Source organism: Klebsiella sp. CN_Kp113, from assembly GCF_040064585.1.
GTDB classification, from domain to species: Bacteria; Pseudomonadota; Gammaproteobacteria; order Enterobacterales; family Enterobacteriaceae; genus Klebsiella; species Klebsiella michiganensis.
The window spans coordinates 101,919-121,618 of sequence record NZ_JBEAID010000025.1; the positions used below are offsets into that span (position 1 = coordinate 101,919).

Annotated in this window: 17 protein-coding genes; 6 read left to right on the plus strand and 11 right to left on the minus strand. The window is 57.6% G+C overall.

Annotated features, from left to right (window positions below; all coding sequences use genetic code 11):
• Positions 1-3 precede the first annotated feature (3 nt).
• The 4 genes from hslV to priA all read right to left on the minus strand — a co-directional run bounded on the left by hslV (position 4) and on the right by priA (position 5,062).
• A complete protein-coding gene (gene hslV, locus ABLV30_RS17670) occupies positions 4-534 on the minus strand; it encodes an ATP-dependent protease subunit HslV (protein ID WP_004107530.1) in 531 nt (176 codons plus the stop codon).
• A 90-nt stretch (positions 535-624) separates the two neighbouring features.
• Positions 625-1,596: a cell division protein FtsN gene (gene ftsN, locus ABLV30_RS17675; RefSeq protein WP_072057170.1), complete on the minus strand. Its 972-nt coding sequence runs from the start codon at positions 1,594-1,596 to the stop codon at positions 625-627.
• 91 nt (positions 1,597-1,687) lie between these two features.
• Complete coding sequence (gene cytR / locus ABLV30_RS17680; protein WP_004856005.1) at positions 1,688-2,716, minus strand: DNA-binding transcriptional regulator CytR; 1,029 nt, start codon at positions 2,714-2,716, stop codon at positions 1,688-1,690.
• Positions 2,717-2,866: 150 nt separating this feature from the next.
• Complete coding sequence (gene priA / locus ABLV30_RS17685) at positions 2,867-5,062, minus strand: primosomal protein N' (RefSeq protein WP_046877868.1); 2,196 nt, start codon at positions 5,060-5,062, stop codon at positions 2,867-2,869.
• Between the two features lie 241 nt (positions 5,063-5,303).
• Here priA and rpmE point away from each other — a divergent pair, with 241 nt between their 5' ends.
• A complete protein-coding gene (gene rpmE, locus ABLV30_RS17690; RefSeq protein ID WP_004107543.1) occupies positions 5,304-5,519 on the plus strand; it encodes a 50S ribosomal protein L31 in 216 nt (71 codons plus the stop codon).
• A 97-nt stretch (positions 5,520-5,616) separates the two neighbouring features.
• Here rpmE and metJ read toward each other — a convergent pair whose 3' ends face one another.
• Entirely contained in the window at positions 5,617-5,934 is a 318-nt protein-coding gene (gene metJ, locus ABLV30_RS17695; protein WP_004107547.1) for a met regulon transcriptional regulator MetJ, read from the minus strand.
• Positions 5,935-6,200: 266 nt separating this feature from the next.
• On the opposite strand from metJ, the gene metB reads away from it, so the two are divergent.
• Together metB and ABLV30_RS17705 are read left to right on the plus strand one after the other, a co-directional pair.
• Positions 6,201-7,361, plus strand: coding sequence for a cystathionine gamma-synthase (gene metB / locus ABLV30_RS17700; protein ID WP_014227429.1), 1,161 nt, complete (start codon positions 6,201-6,203; stop codon positions 7,359-7,361).
• 2 nt (positions 7,362-7,363) lie between these two features.
• Positions 7,364-9,796, plus strand: a complete 2,433-nt coding sequence (locus ABLV30_RS17705) for a bifunctional aspartate kinase/homoserine dehydrogenase II (protein WP_032693282.1) — start codon at positions 7,364-7,366, stop codon at positions 9,794-9,796.
• 39 nt (positions 9,797-9,835) lie between these two features.
• Here ABLV30_RS17705 and ABLV30_RS17710 read toward each other — a convergent pair whose 3' ends face one another.
• Positions 9,836-10,207 (minus strand): carboxymuconolactone decarboxylase family protein, encoded by a 372-nt coding sequence (locus ABLV30_RS17710; RefSeq protein ID WP_257198163.1) that lies wholly within the window; start codon positions 10,205-10,207, stop codon positions 9,836-9,838.
• 90 nt (positions 10,208-10,297) lie between these two features.
• Here ABLV30_RS17710 and ABLV30_RS17715 point away from each other — a divergent pair, with 90 nt between their 5' ends.
• Together ABLV30_RS17715 and metF are read left to right on the plus strand one after the other, a co-directional pair.
• Positions 10,298-11,203 carry a LysR family transcriptional regulator gene (locus ABLV30_RS17715; protein ID WP_257198164.1) on the plus strand — a complete coding sequence of 302 codons (906 nt, stop codon included), beginning with the start codon at positions 10,298-10,300 and terminating at the stop codon, positions 11,201-11,203.
• A gap of 166 nt (positions 11,204-11,369) precedes the next feature.
• Positions 11,370-12,257, plus strand: coding sequence for a methylenetetrahydrofolate reductase (metF, locus tag ABLV30_RS17720; RefSeq protein WP_004856019.1), 888 nt, complete (start codon positions 11,370-11,372; stop codon positions 12,255-12,257).
• Between the two features lie 122 nt (positions 12,258-12,379).
• Here the strand turns inward: metF and ABLV30_RS17725 are convergent, their stop codons facing one another.
• The 4 genes from ABLV30_RS17725 to ABLV30_RS17740 form a co-directional block, all read right to left on the minus strand.
• Entirely contained in the window at positions 12,380-13,129 is a 750-nt protein-coding gene (locus ABLV30_RS17725) for a DeoR/GlpR family DNA-binding transcription regulator (RefSeq protein WP_265801927.1), read from the minus strand.
• Positions 13,130-13,257: 128 nt separating this feature from the next.
• Positions 13,258-14,361 carry a glycerol dehydrogenase gene (locus ABLV30_RS17730; RefSeq protein WP_049079005.1) on the minus strand — a complete coding sequence of 368 codons (1,104 nt, stop codon included), beginning with the start codon at positions 14,359-14,361 and terminating at the stop codon, positions 13,258-13,260.
• A 56-nt stretch (positions 14,362-14,417) separates the two neighbouring features.
• Complete coding sequence (gene fsa / locus ABLV30_RS17735; RefSeq protein ID WP_004107558.1) at positions 14,418-15,080, minus strand: fructose-6-phosphate aldolase; 663 nt, start codon at positions 15,078-15,080, stop codon at positions 14,418-14,420.
• 205 nt (positions 15,081-15,285) lie between these two features.
• Complete coding sequence (locus ABLV30_RS17740) at positions 15,286-16,149, minus strand: AraC family transcriptional regulator (protein WP_025106568.1); 864 nt, start codon at positions 16,147-16,149, stop codon at positions 15,286-15,288.
• A gap of 151 nt (positions 16,150-16,300) precedes the next feature.
• Here ABLV30_RS17740 and zinT point away from each other — a divergent pair, with 151 nt between their 5' ends.
• Positions 16,301-16,948: a metal-binding protein ZinT gene (gene zinT, locus ABLV30_RS17745; RefSeq protein ID WP_102803651.1), complete on the plus strand. Its 648-nt coding sequence runs from the start codon at positions 16,301-16,303 to the stop codon at positions 16,946-16,948.
• A 93-nt stretch (positions 16,949-17,041) separates the two neighbouring features.
• On the opposite strand, the gene ppc is transcribed toward zinT, so the two are convergent.
• Positions 17,042-19,693 (minus strand): phosphoenolpyruvate carboxylase, encoded by a 2,652-nt coding sequence (ppc, locus tag ABLV30_RS17750; protein ID WP_004856030.1) that lies wholly within the window; start codon positions 19,691-19,693, stop codon positions 17,042-17,044.
• Between the last annotated feature and the right edge of the window lie 7 nt (positions 19,694-19,700).

Consider the following 19,700-nt stretch of genomic DNA (forward strand, 5'->3'; position numbering starts at 1 on the left):
TCCTTACGCTTTAGACGGTAATTCTTCGATGGTATGGAAGTGGTTGGTATAAATGCAGATATCACCTGCAATATTCAACGCTTTCTCTGCGATATCGCGTGCGCCCATATCGGTATTTTCCAGCAGGGCGCGAGCCGCGGCCTGGGCGTAAGGACCGCCGGAGCCGATAGCAATCAAATCGTTTTCTGGCTGCACCACGTCACCGTTACCGGTGATGATAAGCGATGCGTTTTCGTCAGCCACGGCCAGCAGCGCTTCCAGCTTGCGCAGCATGCGGTCGGTACGCCAGTCTTTCGCCAGCTCAACGGCGGCCTTCACCAGGTGGCCCTGATGCATTTCCAGCTTACGTTCAAACAGTTCGAACAGCGTGAAGGCGTCAGCGGTGCCGCCCGCAAAGCCGGCGATCACTTTGTCGTTGTACAGGCGGCGCACTTTTTTGACGTTGCCTTTCATTACGGTGTTGCCCAGCGTGGCCTGGCCATCACCGGCAATAACGACATGGCCGTTACGGCGAACACTTACAATTGTAGTCACGAGCAGACCCCTTGGTTGCAAAAGCGGAATAGGGGCCCCGCGGTTACGCGGGGCAGAATGCAATTATAGATGGGGGGGATTTTGAGGGTTTCAACCCCTGGCGGCGAGACGAATGCAGTTTGCGTGTCCGGCCATTTTCAGCCGTTCAATCATATTGCTGGCGTTTTCTTTGCCTTTCAGCGGCCCAATCACCACGCGGTTCCAGCCGTTATTGGTGGTGATGTGCGAGGCGAAACCTTCAAACGCCAGCTGCGCGCGCACGGTTTCCGCCTGCTCAGCGCCTTTGAAGGAGCCGCACTGGATCATCCAGCTGCGATCGTCTTTTTTCTCCGCGGCGGCGGTTTTTGGCGCCTCTTCAACGCGGGTTACCGGCGCGGCGGCCTGGGTTTTAGGCTGCGCGGTACTGGTATGCGCCGGCGTTTGCAGCAGATCCTGATACGGCTGCTGGTTCGACGCCGTTTGCTTCGGCGGCTGCTGCACCGGTTTCGGCTGCTCGACGGCCCGCGGCTGGGTTCGCGGTTGCTGTACCTGCGTCTGTGTCTGCTGCTGCACCTGAGCGAGCTGCTGCTGCTGCTGAACTAAACGCTGACGCTGCAGGGTCTGCTGGCGCTGCGCCGGGGTTTGTTCATTCCACGGCACTTCGGTCAGCTGCGTAGGCTGCTGACGCATATCGGCCTGCATTTGCGCCAACAGCTGGCGCTGCTCGTCCGTCAGCTGCTCCGGCTTCATGACTTCGCCGCCTGCCGTGGGTTCCGTAGGCGCACGTACGCCGGGCTGACGGCTCTCCAGCTCTTTAATATAGCGCCAGCGCTCTTCCGGCTTCGGCGGGAGGCCGTTGCCAGCGGCCTGGCGGTTTTGCAGCGCTTCAGCCTCTTCTTTCTTGTGGTGCGTGATGAAGTACAGTCCACCGATAAAGGCCACCAGCACTGCCGCAGCGATCGCCACCATAGTCGGTGAAACCGCCGAAAGGCCGCCTTGCTTGTTCCTTGAGCTTCGGGTATTGCTCTTTTTGCGCCGCGAAGAAGCCGGTTGGCTGCGGCGTACATAATCTCGTTGTGCCACTATCGTTTCGCTGTCTTATTCGTTTTTCAGCCCGCCATGTTACTTAAGCGGCGGGCCTTTGACCAGAAGGGCAGGCCCGAAAGCCTGAAGGTTATGTTCGGATTTTTCGCGTACTACCGCGAACGATAAGCTCGCAGTCGAGTAATCGTGAACCGCTGCTGACGCTGTGACCGTGCAGTTGATCCAATAAAAGCAGCATCGCTTCGCGGCCAATATCAAAACGTGGTTGCGCGACGGTCGTCAATGGCGGATCGCAAAATTCAGACAAAGAGATGTTATCGAAACCAATAATAGACAGATCTTCAGGAACTTTCAGGCCGCGACGTTTCGCCAGCGATAATGCCCCCAGCGCCATAATATCGCTATGGCAGAAAACAGCCGTCGGCGGTACCGGCAGCGCCAGCAGCTGTTCGAGGGCGTTGGCGCCGGCTTCATAGGTAAAATTGCCGCGGGCGATATAGTGCGGATCGACGGTTATCCCGCTACGACGCAGCGCCTGGACATAGCCCTGCAGGCGATAATGGCACAGCGGCATCTCTTCCGGGCCGGCGATACAGCCGATGCGGCGATGCCCCAGCTCGTGCAGATAGTTAACGGCGTTAAAGGCGGCGGTGAGGTTATCGATATGCACCGTCGGCAGCTCAAGCTCGGGAGCGAATTCATTGGCCATGACCATCGGCGGCAGATTGCGCTGCTCCTCTACGCCCGCATCGAAGGGCAAACGGGAGCCAAGCAGCAGCATACCGTCGATCTGCTTGGTAATGATCAGGTCGATAAAGGTCTTTTCCTGACGGTTCTGGTGGGCGCAATCGCCAATCAGCACCAGGTACTCCTGTTCCGCCGCGGTGACTTCAATACCGCGAATGATCTCGCTGAAAAAGGGGTCGCAGATATCCGGCACAATCACCAGAATGGTGCGTGACTCGTTGCGCTTCATATTGCGCCCGAGCGATTGCGGTAAATAGCCGACTTCCAGCGCGGCCTGCTCGACCCGGTTACGGGTGCTCTGCGAAACCTTATCGGGATTCATTAACGCTCTGGATACGGTTGCCGTGGAAACGTTTGCCTTTTGGGCAACGTCTTTCATAGTGGCGGCAACGACCTGTTTTTTGGGCTTCACCTGATTTCTCCTCGCTGACTGGCGCAGACACATCCCTGGCGTTCTGACATCAGCAACATTTTTAACAGATAGTACATCCAGAGAGTTACAGAATTTTCATGAAAAACGTGACGATGGTTGAATTTTTCGATCCGCCTCGCAAGAGAAGCCTTAACCTTCAATAGGATCGACGTCCAGAACCCATTTCACTTTTCGCGCTTCCGGCAGCGTGTTAATCAACGCCAGCGTTCCGCTGACGATATGCTGTAGCTGAACGCGCGACGGATGCTGGAGGAGAATTTGCCAGCGCCAGCGGCCGCCACGCTTTGGCGCCAGCGCCGGAACCGGCCCAAGCACCCACAGTTTCTTATCGGCCAGCGGGCTGGCCTGCAGCAGGTTGCGCAGCTGTTGTAAAAAAAGCGGCGCCTGCTGGTTGTTATGATCCTCGGCGCGAATCAGCACGTGGCTGGTCCACGGCGGCAGCTGCATGCTTTGCCGTTCCGCCAGCGCCTGCTCGGCAAACGCGTCGTATCCTTTATAAAGCAGCGTTTGCAGCAGCGGGTGTTCCGGGTGGTGGGTCTGCAGGATCACCTCGCCCTGTTTGCCCGCCCGGCCTGCGCGGCCTGAAACCTGCGTGTAGAGCTGAGCGAAGCGCTCCGCCGAGCGGAAATCGGCGGAAAACAGCGCGCCGTCAACGTCCAGCAGGGAAACCAGGGTGACATCCGGGAAGTGGTGCCCCTTCGCCAGCATTTGGGTGCCGATAAGAATGCGCGCGCCGCCGCGATTGACGTCGGCAAGATATTGCTCAAGCGCGCCTTTGCGGCTGGTGGTATCCCGGTCGATACGGGAAATCGGGATATCGGGAAACAGCGGTCCCAGCGCCTGCTCAAGCTGTTCGGTCCCCAAACCTACCGGTACCAGATGCGTTGAGCCGCAGGAGGGGCACTGGCGCGGAATCGGGCGCTGGCTGTCGCAGTGGTGGCAGCGCAGATGATGCTGAGCCTGGTGCAGCGTGTAGTAGCTGTCGCAGCGCGGACACTCCGCTATCCAGCCGCAGTCGTGGCACAGCAGCGCCGGCGCGAAGCCGCGGCGGTTCAAAAACAGAATCACCTGGTTATCGGCCTGCAGATGCTGGCGCATGCGGCCAATGAGCGCCGGAGACAGTCCGGCCTGCAGCTGCTGGCCCTTTAAATCCAGAACGTGCTGCTGAGCCGGCCGCGCATTGCCCGCTCGTTTGGTGAGCTTCAGCTGGCGATACTTGCCCTGGCGGACGTTATGAAGCGTCTCCAGCGCCGGGGTCGCCGAGCCGAGGATAATTGGAATCTGTTCGCTGTGGGCGCGCCAGACCGCCAGATCGCGGGCGTGATAGCGCCAGCCTTCCTGCTGTTTATAAGAGCTGTCGTGCTCTTCATCGATGACGATGACCCCGAGGTCTTTAAAAGGGGTAAATAGCGACGAGCGGGTACCGATAACAATCGCCGCTTCGCCGTTTTTGGCTTTTAGCCACGCGGAGAGGCGTTCGCTGTCGTTCAGTCCGGAGTGCAGCACTTCCACCGGGGCGCTAAAGCGGTGGCGGAAACGGGCGATAGTCTGCGGCGTCAGGCCGATCTCCGGCACCATCACCAGCGCCTGGCGCCCCTGCGCCAGTACGTTTTCAAGGACGCTCAGATACACTTCCGTTTTGCCCGAGCCGGTGATCCCGGCCAGCAGCCAGGCGGAAAAGCTGTCCGAGGCGCTGTGAATCGCACCCACGGCGGTGGCCTGTTCGGTATTGAGCCGCAGGCGCTCGCCGGGTACCGAGAAGCCCGTGCGCCAGTCGGCGATCGCGGGCGCTTCGCTGGCGAGTTCGGCCAGGCCTTTACCCCGCAGCGCCTGCAGGGCGGCGTCGTTAAATTCGAGTTCGGCAACCTGATGGCGCCAGATCTTGCCCTGACGCAGCGCCGCCAGCGCCTGCTGCTGTTTCGGTGAGCGCTTAAGGCTGTTGATATCAACCGCTTGCCCCTGTTCGGTGGCAAACCAGTACCACATTGGCGCCGCGCTGGCGGGCTTCCCCTGGCGCAGCACGATCGGTAGCGCGTGAAACAGCACATCGCCGATGGGATGATGGTAGTAGTCCGCCGCCCACAGCAGCAGCCGCCAGACCGAAGCGGAGAAGACCGGCTCGGCGTCGAGGGCTTCGGCCACCGGCTTGAGTTCGTCGAGCGGCAGTTCGCTGCGCTCACTGACCGCCGTTACGATACCTATCCGCTCCTGCTTGCCGAACGGGACGCGTACGCGACAGCCCGCTTTGACCGGCATACCGTCAGGCAGCAAATAGTCAAAAGTGCGGGGCAGCGGAACGGGCAGGGCAACGTGAGCGACGGGCATTTAATCTTCCTGACTTGAAATCTGGCGGGTTAGTATACACATTGTGATAAGGGCTCGCGGATCAGTTTGCATATGCTGGTCAAATTCTGTATGATTCGCCGCCTTTGATGCGCTTTGTGCGACATCAAAATCTATTACCCGGGAATTTCGCTTCGCGCAATCGCACCGGGAAATTATTAACATCGCGTGGTGTCTGGCGTTAGGGCTGGAAGAGCGACGCGGCCTTAACTGAGGTTCTCCCATGAAAAAAGATATTCATCCGAAATACGAAGAAGTTACTGCTTCCTGCTCTTGCGGTAACGTCATGAAAATCCGTTCTACCGTAGGTCACGACCTGAACCTCGACGTGTGCGGTAAATGCCACCCGTTCTACACTGGCAAACAGCGTGATGTTGCTACCGGTGGCCGTGTTGACCGCTTCAACAAGCGCTTCAGCGTACCGGGTACCAGCAAGTAATTTGCTGAAGAAGCCGCCTCAGGGCGGCTTTTTTGTTTCTCTTGCGCTAAACGCGAGAAAAAAGGGCAGAAGAAATCTTCTGCCCTTTTTTATGGTTTTAGTATTCCCACGTATCCGGGTCGATGCCCAGTTCGCGCATAATCTCTTTCGCCGCTTCCGGGATTTCATCGCTGCGCTCTTTACGCAGGTCTTCATCGTTAGGCAACGGTTGACCGGTAAAGGCATGCAGGAACGCTTCGCACAGCAGTTCGCTGTTAGTCGCGTGCCGCAGGTTATTCACCTGACGACGCGTGCGTTCATCGGTGAGGATTTTTAACACCTTCAGAGGAATGGAAACCGTAATTTTTTTTACTTGCTCACTCTTCTTACCGTGCTCAGCGTATGGGCTGATATATTCGCCGCTCCATTCAGCCATGAGTTACCTTTAATCCTCTATTCATTAGTTAAGGGCCTGAACGCGAGTCCTGGCCATAATTGCGCGTAGTTTACCGTAGAGGGGCGCGTCTGACACCAAACAAGCCGCTACGGATGTGCGCTAATGCATATAATTTTAACGGCTATTTCCAGTTTGCTCAATCTATACGCAAAGAAGTTTAGATGTCCAGATGTATTGACGTCTATTATAACAATGATTACTCTGGAGCCTGACTTTTCACCGACTCAGCCCAGGAACTCCCCAACATGACGCGTAAACAGGCCACCATCGCAGTGCGTAGCGGTTTAAATGACGACGAGCAGTACGGTTGCGTTGTCCCGCCCATTCATCTCTCCAGCACCTATAATTTCACCGGATTTAACGAACCTCGCGCCCACGACTACTCTCGTCGCGGTAACCCGACCCGTGATGTGGTGCAGCGTGCGCTGGCGGAGCTGGAGGGCGGCGCGGGGGCGGTTCTGACCAATACCGGCATGTCGGCCATTTTGCTGGTCACCACCGTATTCCTGAAACCGGGCGATCTGCTGGTGGCGCCGCACGACTGCTACGGCGGCAGCTACCGCCTGTTTGACAGCCTGGCGAAGCGCGGCTGCTATCGCGTGCTGTTTGTCGATCAAAACGACGAGCAGGCGCTGAGCGCCGCGCTGGCGGAAAAACCGAAGCTGGTTCTGGTCGAAAGCCCAAGTAATCCATTGCTGAGAGTTGTGGATATTGCGAAAATCTGCGGTCTGGCGCGTGAGGCCGGAGCGGTCAGCGTGGTTGATAACACCTTCCTGAGCCCGGCTTTGCAGAATCCGCTGGCGCTCGGCGCCGATCTGGTGTTGCATTCGTGCACTAAATATTTGAACGGCCACTCTGACGTCGTGGCCGGGGTGGTGATCGCTAAAGATCCGGCGACCGTCACCGAACTGGCATGGTGGGCGAATAATATCGGCGTTACCGGCGGAGCGTTTGATAGCTATCTGCTGCTGCGCGGCTTACGTACGCTCTCTCCGCGTATGGAAGTGGCGCAGCGTAACGCGCTGGCGATTGTCGACTATCTGAAATCCCAGCCGCTGGTGAAAAAACTGTACCATCCGTCCCTGCCGGAAAACCAGGGGCATGAGATTGCGGCGCGTCAGCAAAAAGGTTTTGGGGCGATGTTAAGCTTCGAACTGGATGGCGATGAGCAGACGCTGCGTCGTTTCCTGAGCGGGTTATCGCTGTTTACGCTGGCGGAATCGCTGGGCGGCGTGGAAAGTCTGATTTCCCACGCAGCGACGATGACCCATGCGGGCATGGCGCCTGAGGCGCGTGCGGCCGCCGGGATCTCAGAAACGCTTCTGCGTATTTCGACCGGTATTGAAGATGGTGAAGATTTAATTGCCGACCTGGAAAATGGCTTCCGGGCAGCAAACGAGGAATAAACATGAGTGTGATTGCGCAGGCAGGGGCGAAGGGTCGTCAGCTGCACAAATTTGGTGGGAGTAGTTTAGCGGATGCGAAATGTTACCTGCGCGTCGCGGGTATTATGACGGAGTATTCGCAGGCGGGCGACATGATGGTCGTCTCTGCCGCCGGCAGTACCACCAACCAGTTGATCAGCTGGCTGAAGCTCAGCCAGACCGATCGCCTTTCTGCGCATCAGGTGCAACAATCGCTCCGTCGTTATCAGATGGAGCTCATCTCCGGACTGCTGTCACCAGACGCTGCCGACACGCTGATTGCCATCTTTATTCAGGATCTTGAGCGCCTTGCCGGGCTGCTTGACGGCGGCGTCACCGACGCGGTATACGCCGAAGTCGTCGGTCACGGCGAAGTCTGGTCGGCCCGCCTGATGGCGGCGGTGCTGAACCATCTTGGCGTAGAAGCCGCCTGGCTGGATGCGCGTAGCTTCCTGCGCGCCGAGCGCTCCGCGCAGCCGCAGGTGGATGAAGGCTTATCCTATCCGCTTTTGCAGCAGCTGATAGCGCAGCACCCGAACAAGCGGCTGGTGGTGACCGGCTTTATTTCGCGTAACAACGCCGGGGAAACCGTCCTGCTGGGGCGTAACGGTTCCGACTATTCCGCTACCCAAATCGGCGCCCTGGCCGGGGCGTCTCGCGTCACTATCTGGAGCGACGTGGCCGGGGTCTACAGCGCGGATCCGCGTAAAGTGAAAGACGCCTGCCTGCTGCCGCTGCTGCGCCTGGATGAGGCCAGCGAACTGGCCCGCCTGGCGGCGCCGGTGCTGCATGCCCGTACGCTGCAGCCGGTCTCCGGCAGCGATATCGATTTACAATTACGCTGTAGCTACACCCCGGATCAGGGCTCAACGCGCATCGAACGCGTGCTGGCTTCCGGTACCGGGGCGCGTATCGTGACCAGCCATGATGATGTCTGCCTGATTGAGTTCCAGGTACCCGGCGGCCAGGATTTCAAACTGGCGCATAAGGAGCTGGACGCTATTTTAAAACGCGCCCAGCTGCGTCCGCTGGCGGTTGGCGTACACGCCGACCGTAAGCTGCTGCAGTTCTGCTACACCTCTGAAGTGGCCGACGGCGCGCTGAAGCTGCTGGACGAAGCGGGGCTGCCGGGCGAGCTGCGCCTGCGTCAGAAACTGGCGCTGGTGGCGATGGTTGGCGCTGGCGTGACCCGCAATCCGCTGCACTGCCACCGTTTCTGGCAGCAGCTGAAAGGTCAGCCGGTAGAGTTTACCTGGCAATCAGAAGAGGGCATCAGCCTGGTCGCGGTGCTGCGCGCCGGGCCGACGGAAAGCCTTATTCAGGGGCTGCATCAGTCGTTGTTCCGCGCGGAAAAACGCATTGGCCTGGTGCTGTTTGGCAAAGGTAATATCGGGTCCCGCTGGCTGGAGCTGTTCGCTCGCGAGCAGACCACGCTTTCCGCCCGCACCGGGTTTGAATTCATCCTTGCCGGGGTCGTGGATAGTCGCCGTAGCCTGCTTAATTACGAAGGCCTTGACGCCAGTCGCGCGCTGGCTTTCTTTAATGATGAGGCCGTTGAGCAGGATGAAGAGTCGCTGTTCCTGTGGATGCGCGCGCATCCGTACGATGATTTAGTGGTGCTGGACGTAACCGCCAGCGCGCAGCTGGCCGACCAGTACCTCGATTTCGCCAGCCATGGTTTCCACGTTATCAGCGCGAATAAGCTGGCTGGCGCCAGCAGCAGCAGTAAGTATCGCCAGATCCACGACGCGTTCGAGAAGACCGGGCGCCACTGGCTGTACAACGCCACCGTCGGCGCCGGTTTACCGGTCAACCATACGGTGCGCGATTTGATTGATAGCGGCGATACCATTCTGGCGCTGAGCGGTATTTTCTCCGGCACCCTCTCATGGCTGTTCCTGCAGTTTGACGGCACCGTGCCGTTTACAGACCTCGTCGATCAGGCCTGGCAGCAGGGGCTGACGGAACCGGACCCGCGCGTCGATCTCTCCGGGAAAGACGTCATGCGCAAGCTGGTGATCCTGGCCCGTGAGGCGGGTTACAACATCGAGCCGGATCAGGTGCGCGTTGAGTCGCTGGTGCCCGCCCACTGCGAAGAGGGGTCGGTCGATCACTTCTTTGAGAACGGCGAAGCGCTGAACGAGCAGATGCTGCAGCGTCTGGAAGCGGCGCGCGAAATGGGTCTGGTGCTGCGCTACGTCGCGCGCTTTGACGCTAACGGTAAAGCCCGCGTCGGCGTTGAAGCGGTGCGCGAAGAGCATCCGCTGGCGGCGCTGCTGCCGTGTGATAACGTCTTTGCTATCGAGAGCCGCTGGTATCGCGATAACCCGCTGGTGATCCGCGGTCCGGGCGCTGGTCGTGATGTGACCGCCGGGGCGATTCAGTCGGATATCAACCGTCTGGCGCAGCTGCTGTAGCCATAAATTAAAGACCAGGCAACGCCTGGTCTTTTCACCTTAGTGCGCCGCGAAAACTTCTTTGGCGGCAAACAGGCCATTCAGGGCCGCCGGGAATCCGGCATAGACCGCCATCTGCATGATCGCTTCCGTAATCTCTTCCTGCGTCAGCCCGACATTTAACCCGGCGGCAATATGCACTTTTAGCTGCGGCGCGGCGTTACCGAGCGCCGTGAGCGCGGCGATAGTGGCAATTTCACGGCTGCGTAAATCGAGCCCTGGCCTGGCGTAAATATCGCCGAAGGGGAACTCAATCAGATAGCGGGCAAAATCGGGGGCGATATCCTTCAGGCTGTTGACGACGGCGTCGCCGCCTCTGCCGTCCACGCGCTGTAGCATTTCTCGTCCGATGGTATAACGTTCGCTGGTCATGGCTTTTCCTCAGTGTGATGATGCGTAATGAGGAAGGTTAGGGAAGTTTTCCTGACTTGAGTAATACCCTTTTCGTGATACCTTTTCAGTATGACAAATTCACGTTTACACACTCTGGATATTCGCCTGCTGCGCTACTTTGCGGTGGTGGCGGAGGAAAATAACATCAGCCGGGCCGCGCAGCGGCTATTTATTTCGCAGCCGCCGCTGAGCCGTCATATTCGCCATCTGGAAACGCAGCTGGGGGTAACGCTATTCTTGCGGCATACCAAAGGTCTGATCCTTACCGACGAGGGAAGACGGGTGCTGGATATCATTCGGCCTCTGCTGGCGCTTCAGGATCGCACCCTGGCGGCGTTGAGCCAGCTCTCTGCGCCCGCGCAGCAGCCTCTGCGTCTGGGGTTGACCACCGCCTTTGAGCAAGGCATTTTCGCCGCCGCGGAATCCGCTCTGGGTGAGTACACCGGCGCATTGCACATCACTCGTCAGTCATCACCGGCGTTGGCCCAACTAGTGCGAAAGGGCAAGCTGGATGCGGCGCTGGTGGCGCTGCCGCTGAATACCGAGGGGCTTCACCTGCATCCGTTGCCGTATGGCGAGCCGCTTATCGCGGCGCTACCCGCATCCTGGCCGGAGGCCGCCAGGGCGGAGCTGACGTTAAGCGCACTCAATCATCGGCCGCTGTTCTGGTTTAAACGCGAGCGTAATCCCGATTTTTTTGACTATACGCGACGTATTTTTGACCGGGCAGGCTATGTGCCCACCTACGTGGAGGAGCCTGCCGAGCATGATGTTCTGCTGGCGCGGATTGCGCGCGGAGAAGGCCTGATCCTCCTGCCGGCCTCTTTTTCCGCGATTCAGCGGCAGGGGGTCGTCTTTTGTCCTTTGCAGGATGCCAGCCAGCAGCTTCCGCTTAGGCTGGGAATGGTGACGCTGCCCGCAAATGAGAGGGTCCGGGAAAGGGTAACAGCAGTCGTTGAAAAATCATTGCCTTAGCGAAAAAGAGATGAATTGATTTCATCCTGGCTGAATATTCCTCACTGTTTACGCTGATTTTTCTATTGACGCGGATGCCCTTTTCCGTCATTTTTACATCTGGACGTCTAAACGTATAGAAGTTCGCGACACAACAAACAATAAAATGCGATTGATGAGGTAAGGTATGAGCTTTTTTCACGCCAATCAGCGGGAAGCCCTGAATCAGAGCCTGGCGGAAGTGCAGGGCCAGATTAACGTCTCCTTTGAATTCTTTCCGCCGCGCACCAGTGAAATGGAGCAAACCCTCTGGAAATCCATCGATCGCCTGAGCAGCCTGAAGCCGAAGTTTGTCTCCGTGACCTACGGCGCTAACTCCGGTGAACGTGACCGCACCCATAGCATTATCAAAGGTATTAAAGAGCGTACCGGTCTGGAAGCCGCCCCGCATCTGACCTGTATCGATGCCAGCCGCGATGAGCTGCGTACCATTGCTAAAGATTACTGGGATAGCGGGATTCGCCATATCGTTGCGCTGCGTGGCGACCTGCCGCCTGGCAGCGGTAAGCCGGATATGTACGCGGCCGACCTGGTGACTCTGCTGAAAGAGGTCGGGGACTTTGATATTTCCGTTGCGGCTTATCCGGAAGTCCATCCGGAAGCCAAAAGCGCGCAGGCCGATCTGCTTAACCTGAAACGTAAGGTCGAGGCCGGAGCAAATCGCGCGATTACCCAGTTTTTCTTTGATGTTGAAAGCTACCTGCGTTTTCGCGACCGCTGCGTCTCTGCGGGTATCGACGTCGAAATTATTCCGGGCATTCTGCCGGTCTCTAACTTCAGGCAGGCGAAAAAATTTGCCGATATGACCAACGTGCGTATCCCGACGTGGATGGCGAAAATGTTCGAAGGTCTGGACAATGACGCCGAAACCCGCCAGCTGGTGGGGGCGAACATCGCCATGGATATGGTGAAGATTCTCAGCCGCGAAGGGGTGAAGGATTTCCATTTCTATACCCTGAACCGCGCGGAAATGAGCTACGCGATTTGCCACACTTTAGGCGTGCGCCCGGCGTAAGCAGGCTTCAGATTTCCCCGTCCTTCTCTTCTCTCTGCGGCGTCAAAACATCTTCGGCGCCGCTTGTTCTGGTTATTTCCTTAAAACATCTTTACGGGCGGTAAAACGGGGCGCCTGCGCCATCAGAGGTGACTATCCGCCAGCAGCAGCGGTACGTTTTGCGTTTGCATCAGAGAGAGGATATCGGGGGAGAGGCCGGTCTGGCTGATAACGAGGTCAAGGTCTGCCAGGCGGGCATGGCCTGCAAGGAACGTTTGACCAAATTTACTGCTGTCCGCCAGCAGGATTTTTTGCCGCCCGGCGCGCATCAGCGCTTGTTTGACGTGGGCATCGGTCATTTCAGGAACCGTCAGCTCTCCAAGATCGTTGACGCCCTGAGTGCTGAGGAAGACTTTGTCGGCGTGGATATGACGAAAGAAGTCGGCGGTACTGAAAGAGACCATTCCCTGGCTGGCGTCTTCATATTCACCGGGCGCGACGATCAACTTGATATTTTTTCTTCCTTTCAGGAGATTAACCACCGGAATGGAGTTGGTTATCACCATGATTTTATTATCGAAAATAAAATGAGCGAGCGCCAGCGGCGTGGTGCCGCAGTCGATAATAATCGTGTCTCCATCTTCAACCTGCTCGGCGGCTTTCTGGCCAATCAGGTGCTTATCATCGGCCATTAGTATCGATTGCAGCTGAAAGCCGGGCTCGACGCTGGCGCCGCGGGTTAAGTAGGCTCCACCGTAGGTTGTTTTTACAATGCCTTGTTTTTCAAAGAAAGAGAGATCGCGACGGATGGTCATTTTGGTGACGCCGAACTTTTCGGCGAGGTCATTGACGACGACTTTTTTGTCCTGTTGCAAAATGGCGTAAATGCTCATTCTTCGATTTGATGACTGCATATCTACGATTCACCCAAAGGAAAATCGCACTATAAAATACATCGTTTTGGCGGGCAATGGCGGGCGAAAAGAACATACCCGCCTGCTGGCGGGTATGTCGCGAGGGGTTATTCCCACTCTTGCAGGAAGCGTTGACCGTACTGGTCGGCCACCAGAAGCGCGGCATAGACCTGATCCGGCGTCGCGCCGCCGGGCATATTGTGGATGGTTTCACCTTCCGCGCAGGCGGCTTCCGCCACGGTACGCATTTTGCCCGGGATATCGGCTTTAATATCCAGCTGCGCCAGGGTGATAGGCAGCCCGACGCTATGGCACAGCGCCGCTACGGTTTCGATCTCTTCCACCGGCGCGTTTTCCAGTACCAGCTGCGTAAGCGTACCGAAAGCCACTTTTTCACCATGGTAGTAGTGGTGAGCGTCCGGAATAGCGGTCAGACCGTTATGGATAGCGTGCGCAGCCGCCAGGCCGCCGCTTTCAAAGCCGACGCCGCTCAGGTAGGTGTTGGCTTCAATCACCCGTTCCAGCGCCGGCGTCACCACGTGCTGCTCCGCCGCCAGCATCGCTTTTTCGCCCTCTTCAACCAGCGTGTTGTAGCACAGTTCAGCCAGCGCCAGCGCCGCCTGGGTGCATTTTCCGCCCGCCATGGTGGTCGCGCCGCTGCGGGAGCAGGCACGCGCTTCAAACCAGGTCGCCAGCGCATCACCGATACCGGCTGCCAGCAGGCGCGCCGGGGCGCCTGCAACGATTTGCGTATCGACAATGACCATGTTCGGGTTGCGCGGCAGCATCAGGTAGCTATCAAACTCGCCGTCATCGGTATAGATGACCGAGAGCGCGCTGCACGGCGCGTCGGTGGAGGCAATCGTCGGGGCAATAACCACCGGCAGATTCATAAAATGTGCTAATGCTTTTGCGGTATCCAGCGTCTTGCCGCCGCCGATACCCAGCACGGCGGTGCAGCGGGCGGAACCGGCAATATCACGCAAGCGGTTGATTTCGTTATGTGAGCATTCGCCGCCAAACGGTGCGATTTCGCCAGCCAGCCCCGCATCCGCCAGGCTTTTACGCAGTTTTTCTTCGGCAAAACCGAGTACGAATTTATCGCCCACGATGAGCCAGCGTTCTGCCAACGGCTTGAGGTATCCACCAAGGCGGGTAATGACGTCCGCGCCCTGAATGTACTTACCGGGTGATTGAATAATGCGATCCATTTCTATTCCTCCTGGATGACCGTGATGCCACCCCCCTGGGCAGCTCGCCGATCGGGTTACAGGTTTAGCGTTCCAAAGGCGTTATTCCAGTCCTGCTCAAACTTCTCAATAGCTGACTCTACCGCAGGGGTACCGAGCATTTGTTGCGCTACATCTAACGGAAGGGTGATCGCTTCGCAGCCTGCTAACAGGCAATCCAGCGCCTGGCGCGGCGTCTTAAAGCTGGCGGCCAGCACTTTGCTTTCCGGCGCATGCAGCTCCAGCAGGGACTGCAGCTCCTGGACCATGCGGATGCCGTCACCGCCCTGGGCGTCGACGCGGTTGACGTACGGCGCCACATATTTTGCCCCGGCCAGCGCGGCCAGCAGGCCCTGAGATGCGCTATATACCGCCGTACCCAGCGTGGGGATACCTTCTTTTTTCAACAGTTTGATAGCGGCAAGGCCTTCGGCGGTGACCGGGATTTTTACCACGATACCGGGGACGGCGTTACTCAGGCGTTTGGCTTCTTCCACCATGCCCTGCGCGTCGCGGCTCATGGTCTGGGCGAACAGAATACCTTCCGGACCGACGGCTTTTTGCAGGCGCGGAAGAACATCCCAAACCGGCGTTTTACCGGCTGCGATAATGCTCGGGTTGGTGGTCACGCCGGCCAGCGGGTAGATGCGCGCCAGGCGTTCAACTTCTGCTACGTTTGCGGTGTCCAGATAGAGTTCCATGATGCTTTCCTCAATGCTTAATTCGGTAGTGTCGTTGAGGAAAGAATACGGCTTTCACGCGGAGGGTCGCCAGATGACAAATTTGCCAAAAACTGGATAAATGTACGCATTGCGGTTAATGATGATTTAGATCACATTTATCCCGCCACCCGGATTAAAATGGGAAAATAAGAGCGCACAAAAGTCAGGTTTAACACACAAAAATCTAGTTTTTTAGCGAAGCCGTTTTTTCCGTCAGCTGGCTGTGATACTGACGGCGATACTCCGACGGCGAGCGCTCGGTGTTTTTGCGAAACAGGCGGCAGAAGTAGTTGCTGTCGGCGAAACCACAGGCGTGGGCGATATCTTTCACTTTCATATCGTGGCCTTTTAGCAGCATTCTGGCCTGCTCCAGACGGATGTGATTCAGGTATTCGTTAAAGCCCATTGGCCCGCATTTCTGGAACAGATGGGAAAGATAGTTTGGTGAGAGATAAAACGCCTGCGCCACCGACTCGCGGGTTAACGGGTCGGCAAAATGGGCATCAATATGTTTACGAATCGCTTCAAAAAGCGCCTGGCTGCGCGATGACGTTTGTACCTGGCTGCCCAGCAGATCGGCACAGTGGCTGAGCAGGCTGGTGACAATACAGCGGGCCGTATGCTGTTCCTGCGGCTGCATCTGCATTTCATTCAGCGCCTGCAGCAGAAACGATCCAACCCGGGGGCCGCGGCGAGGAACCTGCTGTTTATCCAGCACGTTAAGCGCGCTGCCGTCCCAGTGGCGTAGAACGAATTCCAGCTGCTGCTTACCAAATAAGACAGTTAACAGCGTGGAGGGCATCAGCCACTGCGGGTCATTCCATCCGCCTGCGGGGACGTACAGCACATCGTGCGGCGTCAGCTGCGCCTGGTCGGCCTTAATCGCCGGATCGCGAAGCTGCCCCGCAAGCATGATTTCGAGGCGCGGAAAATCGACGCTTAGCGCTTTCTCAGAAGCCGGTCTGGATTCTGTGGAAAAGTGGACTTTGCCGATTACCGCCGGGCCTTTAATAAAAGAATCAATGGCCTGATTAATGTCGCTATCCATTCTCTCTCCGCGTCGCGCGATCCCGTTTCATCATACCTAACAAACTGGCAGAGCGAAAAGCCGCGCGATTTTTCTGCGAAGAGAGTTGTAAGATTTGATTGATATGTTATATCGTAACATATTATTGCAAACCTAAACTCAGGAGAGAGTGATGACCCGAAAGATTTCCGCGCTTATGCTTGGTGTAAGCCTGGTCCTGGCGAGCAGTCAGGCGGTCGCCCACGGCCACCATAGCCATGGCCCGGCGCTGACCGAAGCGGAGCAGAAGGCGAGTGAAGGCATTTTTGCCGACCAGGACGTAAAGGACAGGGCGCTGAGCGACTGGGAGGGTATCTGGCAGTCGGTTAATCCCTATCTGCTGAACGGCGATTTAGATCCGGTACTGGAGCAGAAGGCCAAAAAAGCCGGTAAAAGCGTGGCGGAATATCGGGAGTATTATAAGAAGGGCTACGCTACCGATGTGGACCAGATTGGTATCGAAGATAACGTCATGGAGTTTCACGTCGGGAAAACCGTCAACGCCTGCCGGTACGCCTATTCCGGCTACAAAATTCTGACCTACGCATCCGGTAAAAAAGGCGTGCGCTACCTGTTCGAATGCCAGCAGGCGGATTCAAAAGCGCCGAAGTTTGTTCAGTTTAGCGATCACACCATCGCGCCGCGCAAGTCCCAACATTTCCATATCTTTACGGGCAATGAGTCCCAGGAAGCGCTGCTGAAAGAGATGGATAACTGGCCAACCTACTATCCTTATGCCCTGCATAAAGAGCAGATTGTCGACGAAATGCTGCATCACTAAAAAAAGCTCCGGTAAACGCGATGCTTACCGGAGCTATGGTTTTTAACCCGGCTCGCGCTACGCTTAGCCGGGCTACAGGTTTCTCAAGGCGAACTAGCCGGTGTTACGCATGCCTGCCGCAACGCCTGCGATGGTGACCATCAGCGCTTGTTCAACGCGCGGGTCCGGTTTTTCACCTTTCTCTTCCGCCAGACGTGAACGATGGAGCAGCTCGGCCTGGAGCACGTTCAGCGGGTCGGTATAGATATTACGTAGCTGGATGGACTCCGCGATCCACGGCAGGTCGGCCATCAGGTGGGAGTCGTTGGCGATTGCCAGCACCACGTTGATATCGGCGGACAGCAGTTCACGCAGCTCTTCGCCCAGCTTCCACAGTTCCGGTTTCACCAGACGCTGATCGTAATATTCCGCCAGCCACAGGTCGGCTTTTGAGTAGACCATCTCCAGCATGCCGAGGCGGGTAGAGAAGAACGGCCAGTCGCGGCACATGCTTTCCAGCTCGCTCTGCTTGCCGCCTTCAACGACTTTTTGCAGCGCGGCGCCGGCGCCCAGCCAGGCTGGCAGCATCAGGCGGTTTTGCGTCCACGCAAAGATCCACGGAATGGCGCGCAGCGACTCGACGCCGCCGGTCGGGCGACGTTTGGCCGGACGCGAGCCCAGCGGCAGTTTGCCCAGCTCCTGCTCCGGCGTCGCGGAACGGAAGTAAGGAACAAAATCTTTATTTTCACGCACGTAGCCGCGATACATCTCGCAGGAGACGTCGGACAGCTCGGCCATGATGTCGCGCCATTGCGCTTTTGGCTCCGGCGGCGGCAGCAGGTTGGCTTCCAGAATCGCGCTGGTGTAGAGCGACAGGCTGCTGATGGTGACTTCCGGCAGGCCGTATTTAAAGCGGATCATCTCGCCCTGTTCGGTAACGCGCAGGCCGCCTTTCAGGCTTCCCGGAGGCTGAGAGAGCAGGGCCGCGTGCGCCGGCGCGCCGCCGCGGCCGATAGAACCGCCGCGACCGTGGAACAGCGTCAGCTCAATGCCGGCTTTTTCACAGGTCTTAATTAACGCGTCCTGCGCCTGATACTGCGCCCAGGAGGCGGCCATCACGCCCGCATCTTTCGCCGAGTCGGAATAGCCGATCATGACCATCTGCTTGCCCTGGATAAAGCCGCGATACCAGTCGATATTCAGCAGCTGGGTCATAACGTCGTCGGCGTTATTCAGGTCGTCCAGCGTTTCGAACAGCGGGGCGACCGGCAGCGCGAAGCCGATGCCGGCCTCTTTCAACAGCAGATGCACGGCCAGGACGTCTGACGGCGTTTTCGCCATCGAAATCACGTAGGCCGCAATAGAGCCGCGCGGCGCTTCGGAGATGACTTTGCACGTCTCGAGCACTTCGCGCGTTTCTTCGCTTGGCTCCCACTGGCGCGGCAGCAGAGGACGCTTGGAGTTCAGTTCGCGGATCAGGAAGGCCTGTTTATCGGCTTCTGACCAGCTTTCATAGTCGCCGATGCCGAGATAGCGGGTCATTTCGCCCAGCGCTTCGGTGTGGCGGGTGCTTTCCTGACGGATATCGATACGCACCAGCGGTACGCCAAAGGCTTTTACGCGGCGCAGGGTATCGAGCAGCTCGCCGTTGGCGATAATGCCCATACCGCAGGCTTGTAGCGATTGGTAACAGGCGTAAAGCGGTTCCCACAGCTGCTCGTTTTGCGTGATAAGGCCCGCCGGTTTCGGCAGTTTTTGTCCTTTCAGGCGCGCTTCCAGCCAGGCCTGGGTCTCCATCAGCTGCGTGCGCAGTTTTTTCATCAGGTAACGATAGGGTTCCTGAGCGCCTTCCGCGCCTGCCAGCTCACGCAGCTCGTCGGTGCACTCAACCATCGACAGCTCGGAAATCAGCAGCTGGACATCTTTCAGGAACAGATCGGTTGCCTTCCAGCGGCTGAGCAGCAGGACGTGGCGGGTAATGTCGGCGGTCACGTTCGGGTTGCCGTCGCGGTCGCCGCCCATCCAGGACGTAAAGCGAACCGGAACAAAATCGACCGGCAACCGATAGTTCAGGTTATCTTCCAGCTGTTCATTCAGCTCGCGCAGGTAGTTCGGTACGCCTTCCCACAGGCTATTTTCGACAACCGCGAAGCCCCATTTGGCTTCATCCACCGGGGTAGGGCGATGCTTGCGGATTTCATCGGTGTGCCACGACTGGGCAATCAGCTGGCGCAGACGGCGCATGACCTGATGACGTTCATAGTCCGCAATGTCGTTGTTATCGAGCTGCTTCAGGCAGCTGTTGATCTCGCCCATCTTGTGGATCAGCGTACGACGCGTGATTTCGGTCGGGTGCGCGGTCAGCACCAGCTCCAGCGACAGGGATTCAACGGCTTGTTTAATAATCGTTTCGTTGAGATTGGGTTGCTCTTTGAGCTTTCTCAGGGTGCGGGCAATCACTTCCGGATTACTGGCCGCTTCGCCTTTTGGCGAAATGCTGTGGTATTGCTCAGCGGTATTCGCCAGGTTCAGAAACTGGCTAAAGGCGCGCGCCACCGGCAGCAGCTCGTCGTTGGACAAGTTTTGCAGCGTGGTGAGCAGCTCCTGGCGGTTGGCTTCATTGCCAGCGCGAGAAGATTTGGACAACTTACGGATAGTTTCGACACGATCAAGAATGTTTTCTCCCAGCGCATCCTTGATGGTGTCGCCCAGCACCTTACCGAGCATACTGACATTACTACGCAAAGCGGAATATTGTTCGTTCATGTTACCC

Coding starts and splice junctions, on each gene's coding strand:
- rpmE (WP_004107543.1), top strand. CDS start 5,304: ATGAAAAAAGATATTCATCCGAAATACGAAGAAGTTACTGCTTCCTGC.
- ppc (WP_004856030.1), bottom strand. CDS start 19,693: ATGAACGAACAATATTCCGCTTTGCGTAGTAATGTCAGTATGCTCGGT.
- ABLV30_RS17730 (WP_049079005.1), bottom strand. CDS start 14,361: ATGGATCGCATTATTCAATCACCCGGTAAGTACATTCAGGGCGCGGAC.
- priA (WP_046877868.1), bottom strand. CDS start 5,062: ATGCCCGTCGCTCACGTTGCCCTGCCCGTTCCGCTGCCCCGCACTTTT.
- metB (WP_014227429.1), top strand. CDS start 6,201: ATGACGCGTAAACAGGCCACCATCGCAGTGCGTAGCGGTTTAAATGAC.
- metJ (WP_004107547.1), bottom strand. CDS start 5,934: ATGGCTGAATGGAGCGGCGAATATATCAGCCCATACGCTGAGCACGGT.
- ABLV30_RS17705 (WP_032693282.1), top strand. CDS start 7,364: ATGAGTGTGATTGCGCAGGCAGGGGCGAAGGGTCGTCAGCTGCACAAA.
- fsa (WP_004107558.1), bottom strand. CDS start 15,080: ATGGAACTCTATCTGGACACCGCAAACGTAGCAGAAGTTGAACGCCTG.
- ABLV30_RS17710 (WP_257198163.1), bottom strand. CDS start 10,207: ATGACCAGCGAACGTTATACCATCGGACGAGAAATGCTACAGCGCGTG.
- ABLV30_RS17740 (WP_025106568.1), bottom strand. CDS start 16,149: ATGGATAGCGACATTAATCAGGCCATTGATTCTTTTATTAAAGGCCCG.
- ABLV30_RS17725 (WP_265801927.1), bottom strand. CDS start 13,129: ATGAGCATTTACGCCATTTTGCAACAGGACAAAAAAGTCGTCGTCAAT.
- ABLV30_RS17715 (WP_257198164.1), top strand. CDS start 10,298: ATGACAAATTCACGTTTACACACTCTGGATATTCGCCTGCTGCGCTAC.
- zinT (WP_102803651.1), top strand. CDS start 16,301: ATGACCCGAAAGATTTCCGCGCTTATGCTTGGTGTAAGCCTGGTCCTG.
- metF (WP_004856019.1), top strand. CDS start 11,370: ATGAGCTTTTTTCACGCCAATCAGCGGGAAGCCCTGAATCAGAGCCTG.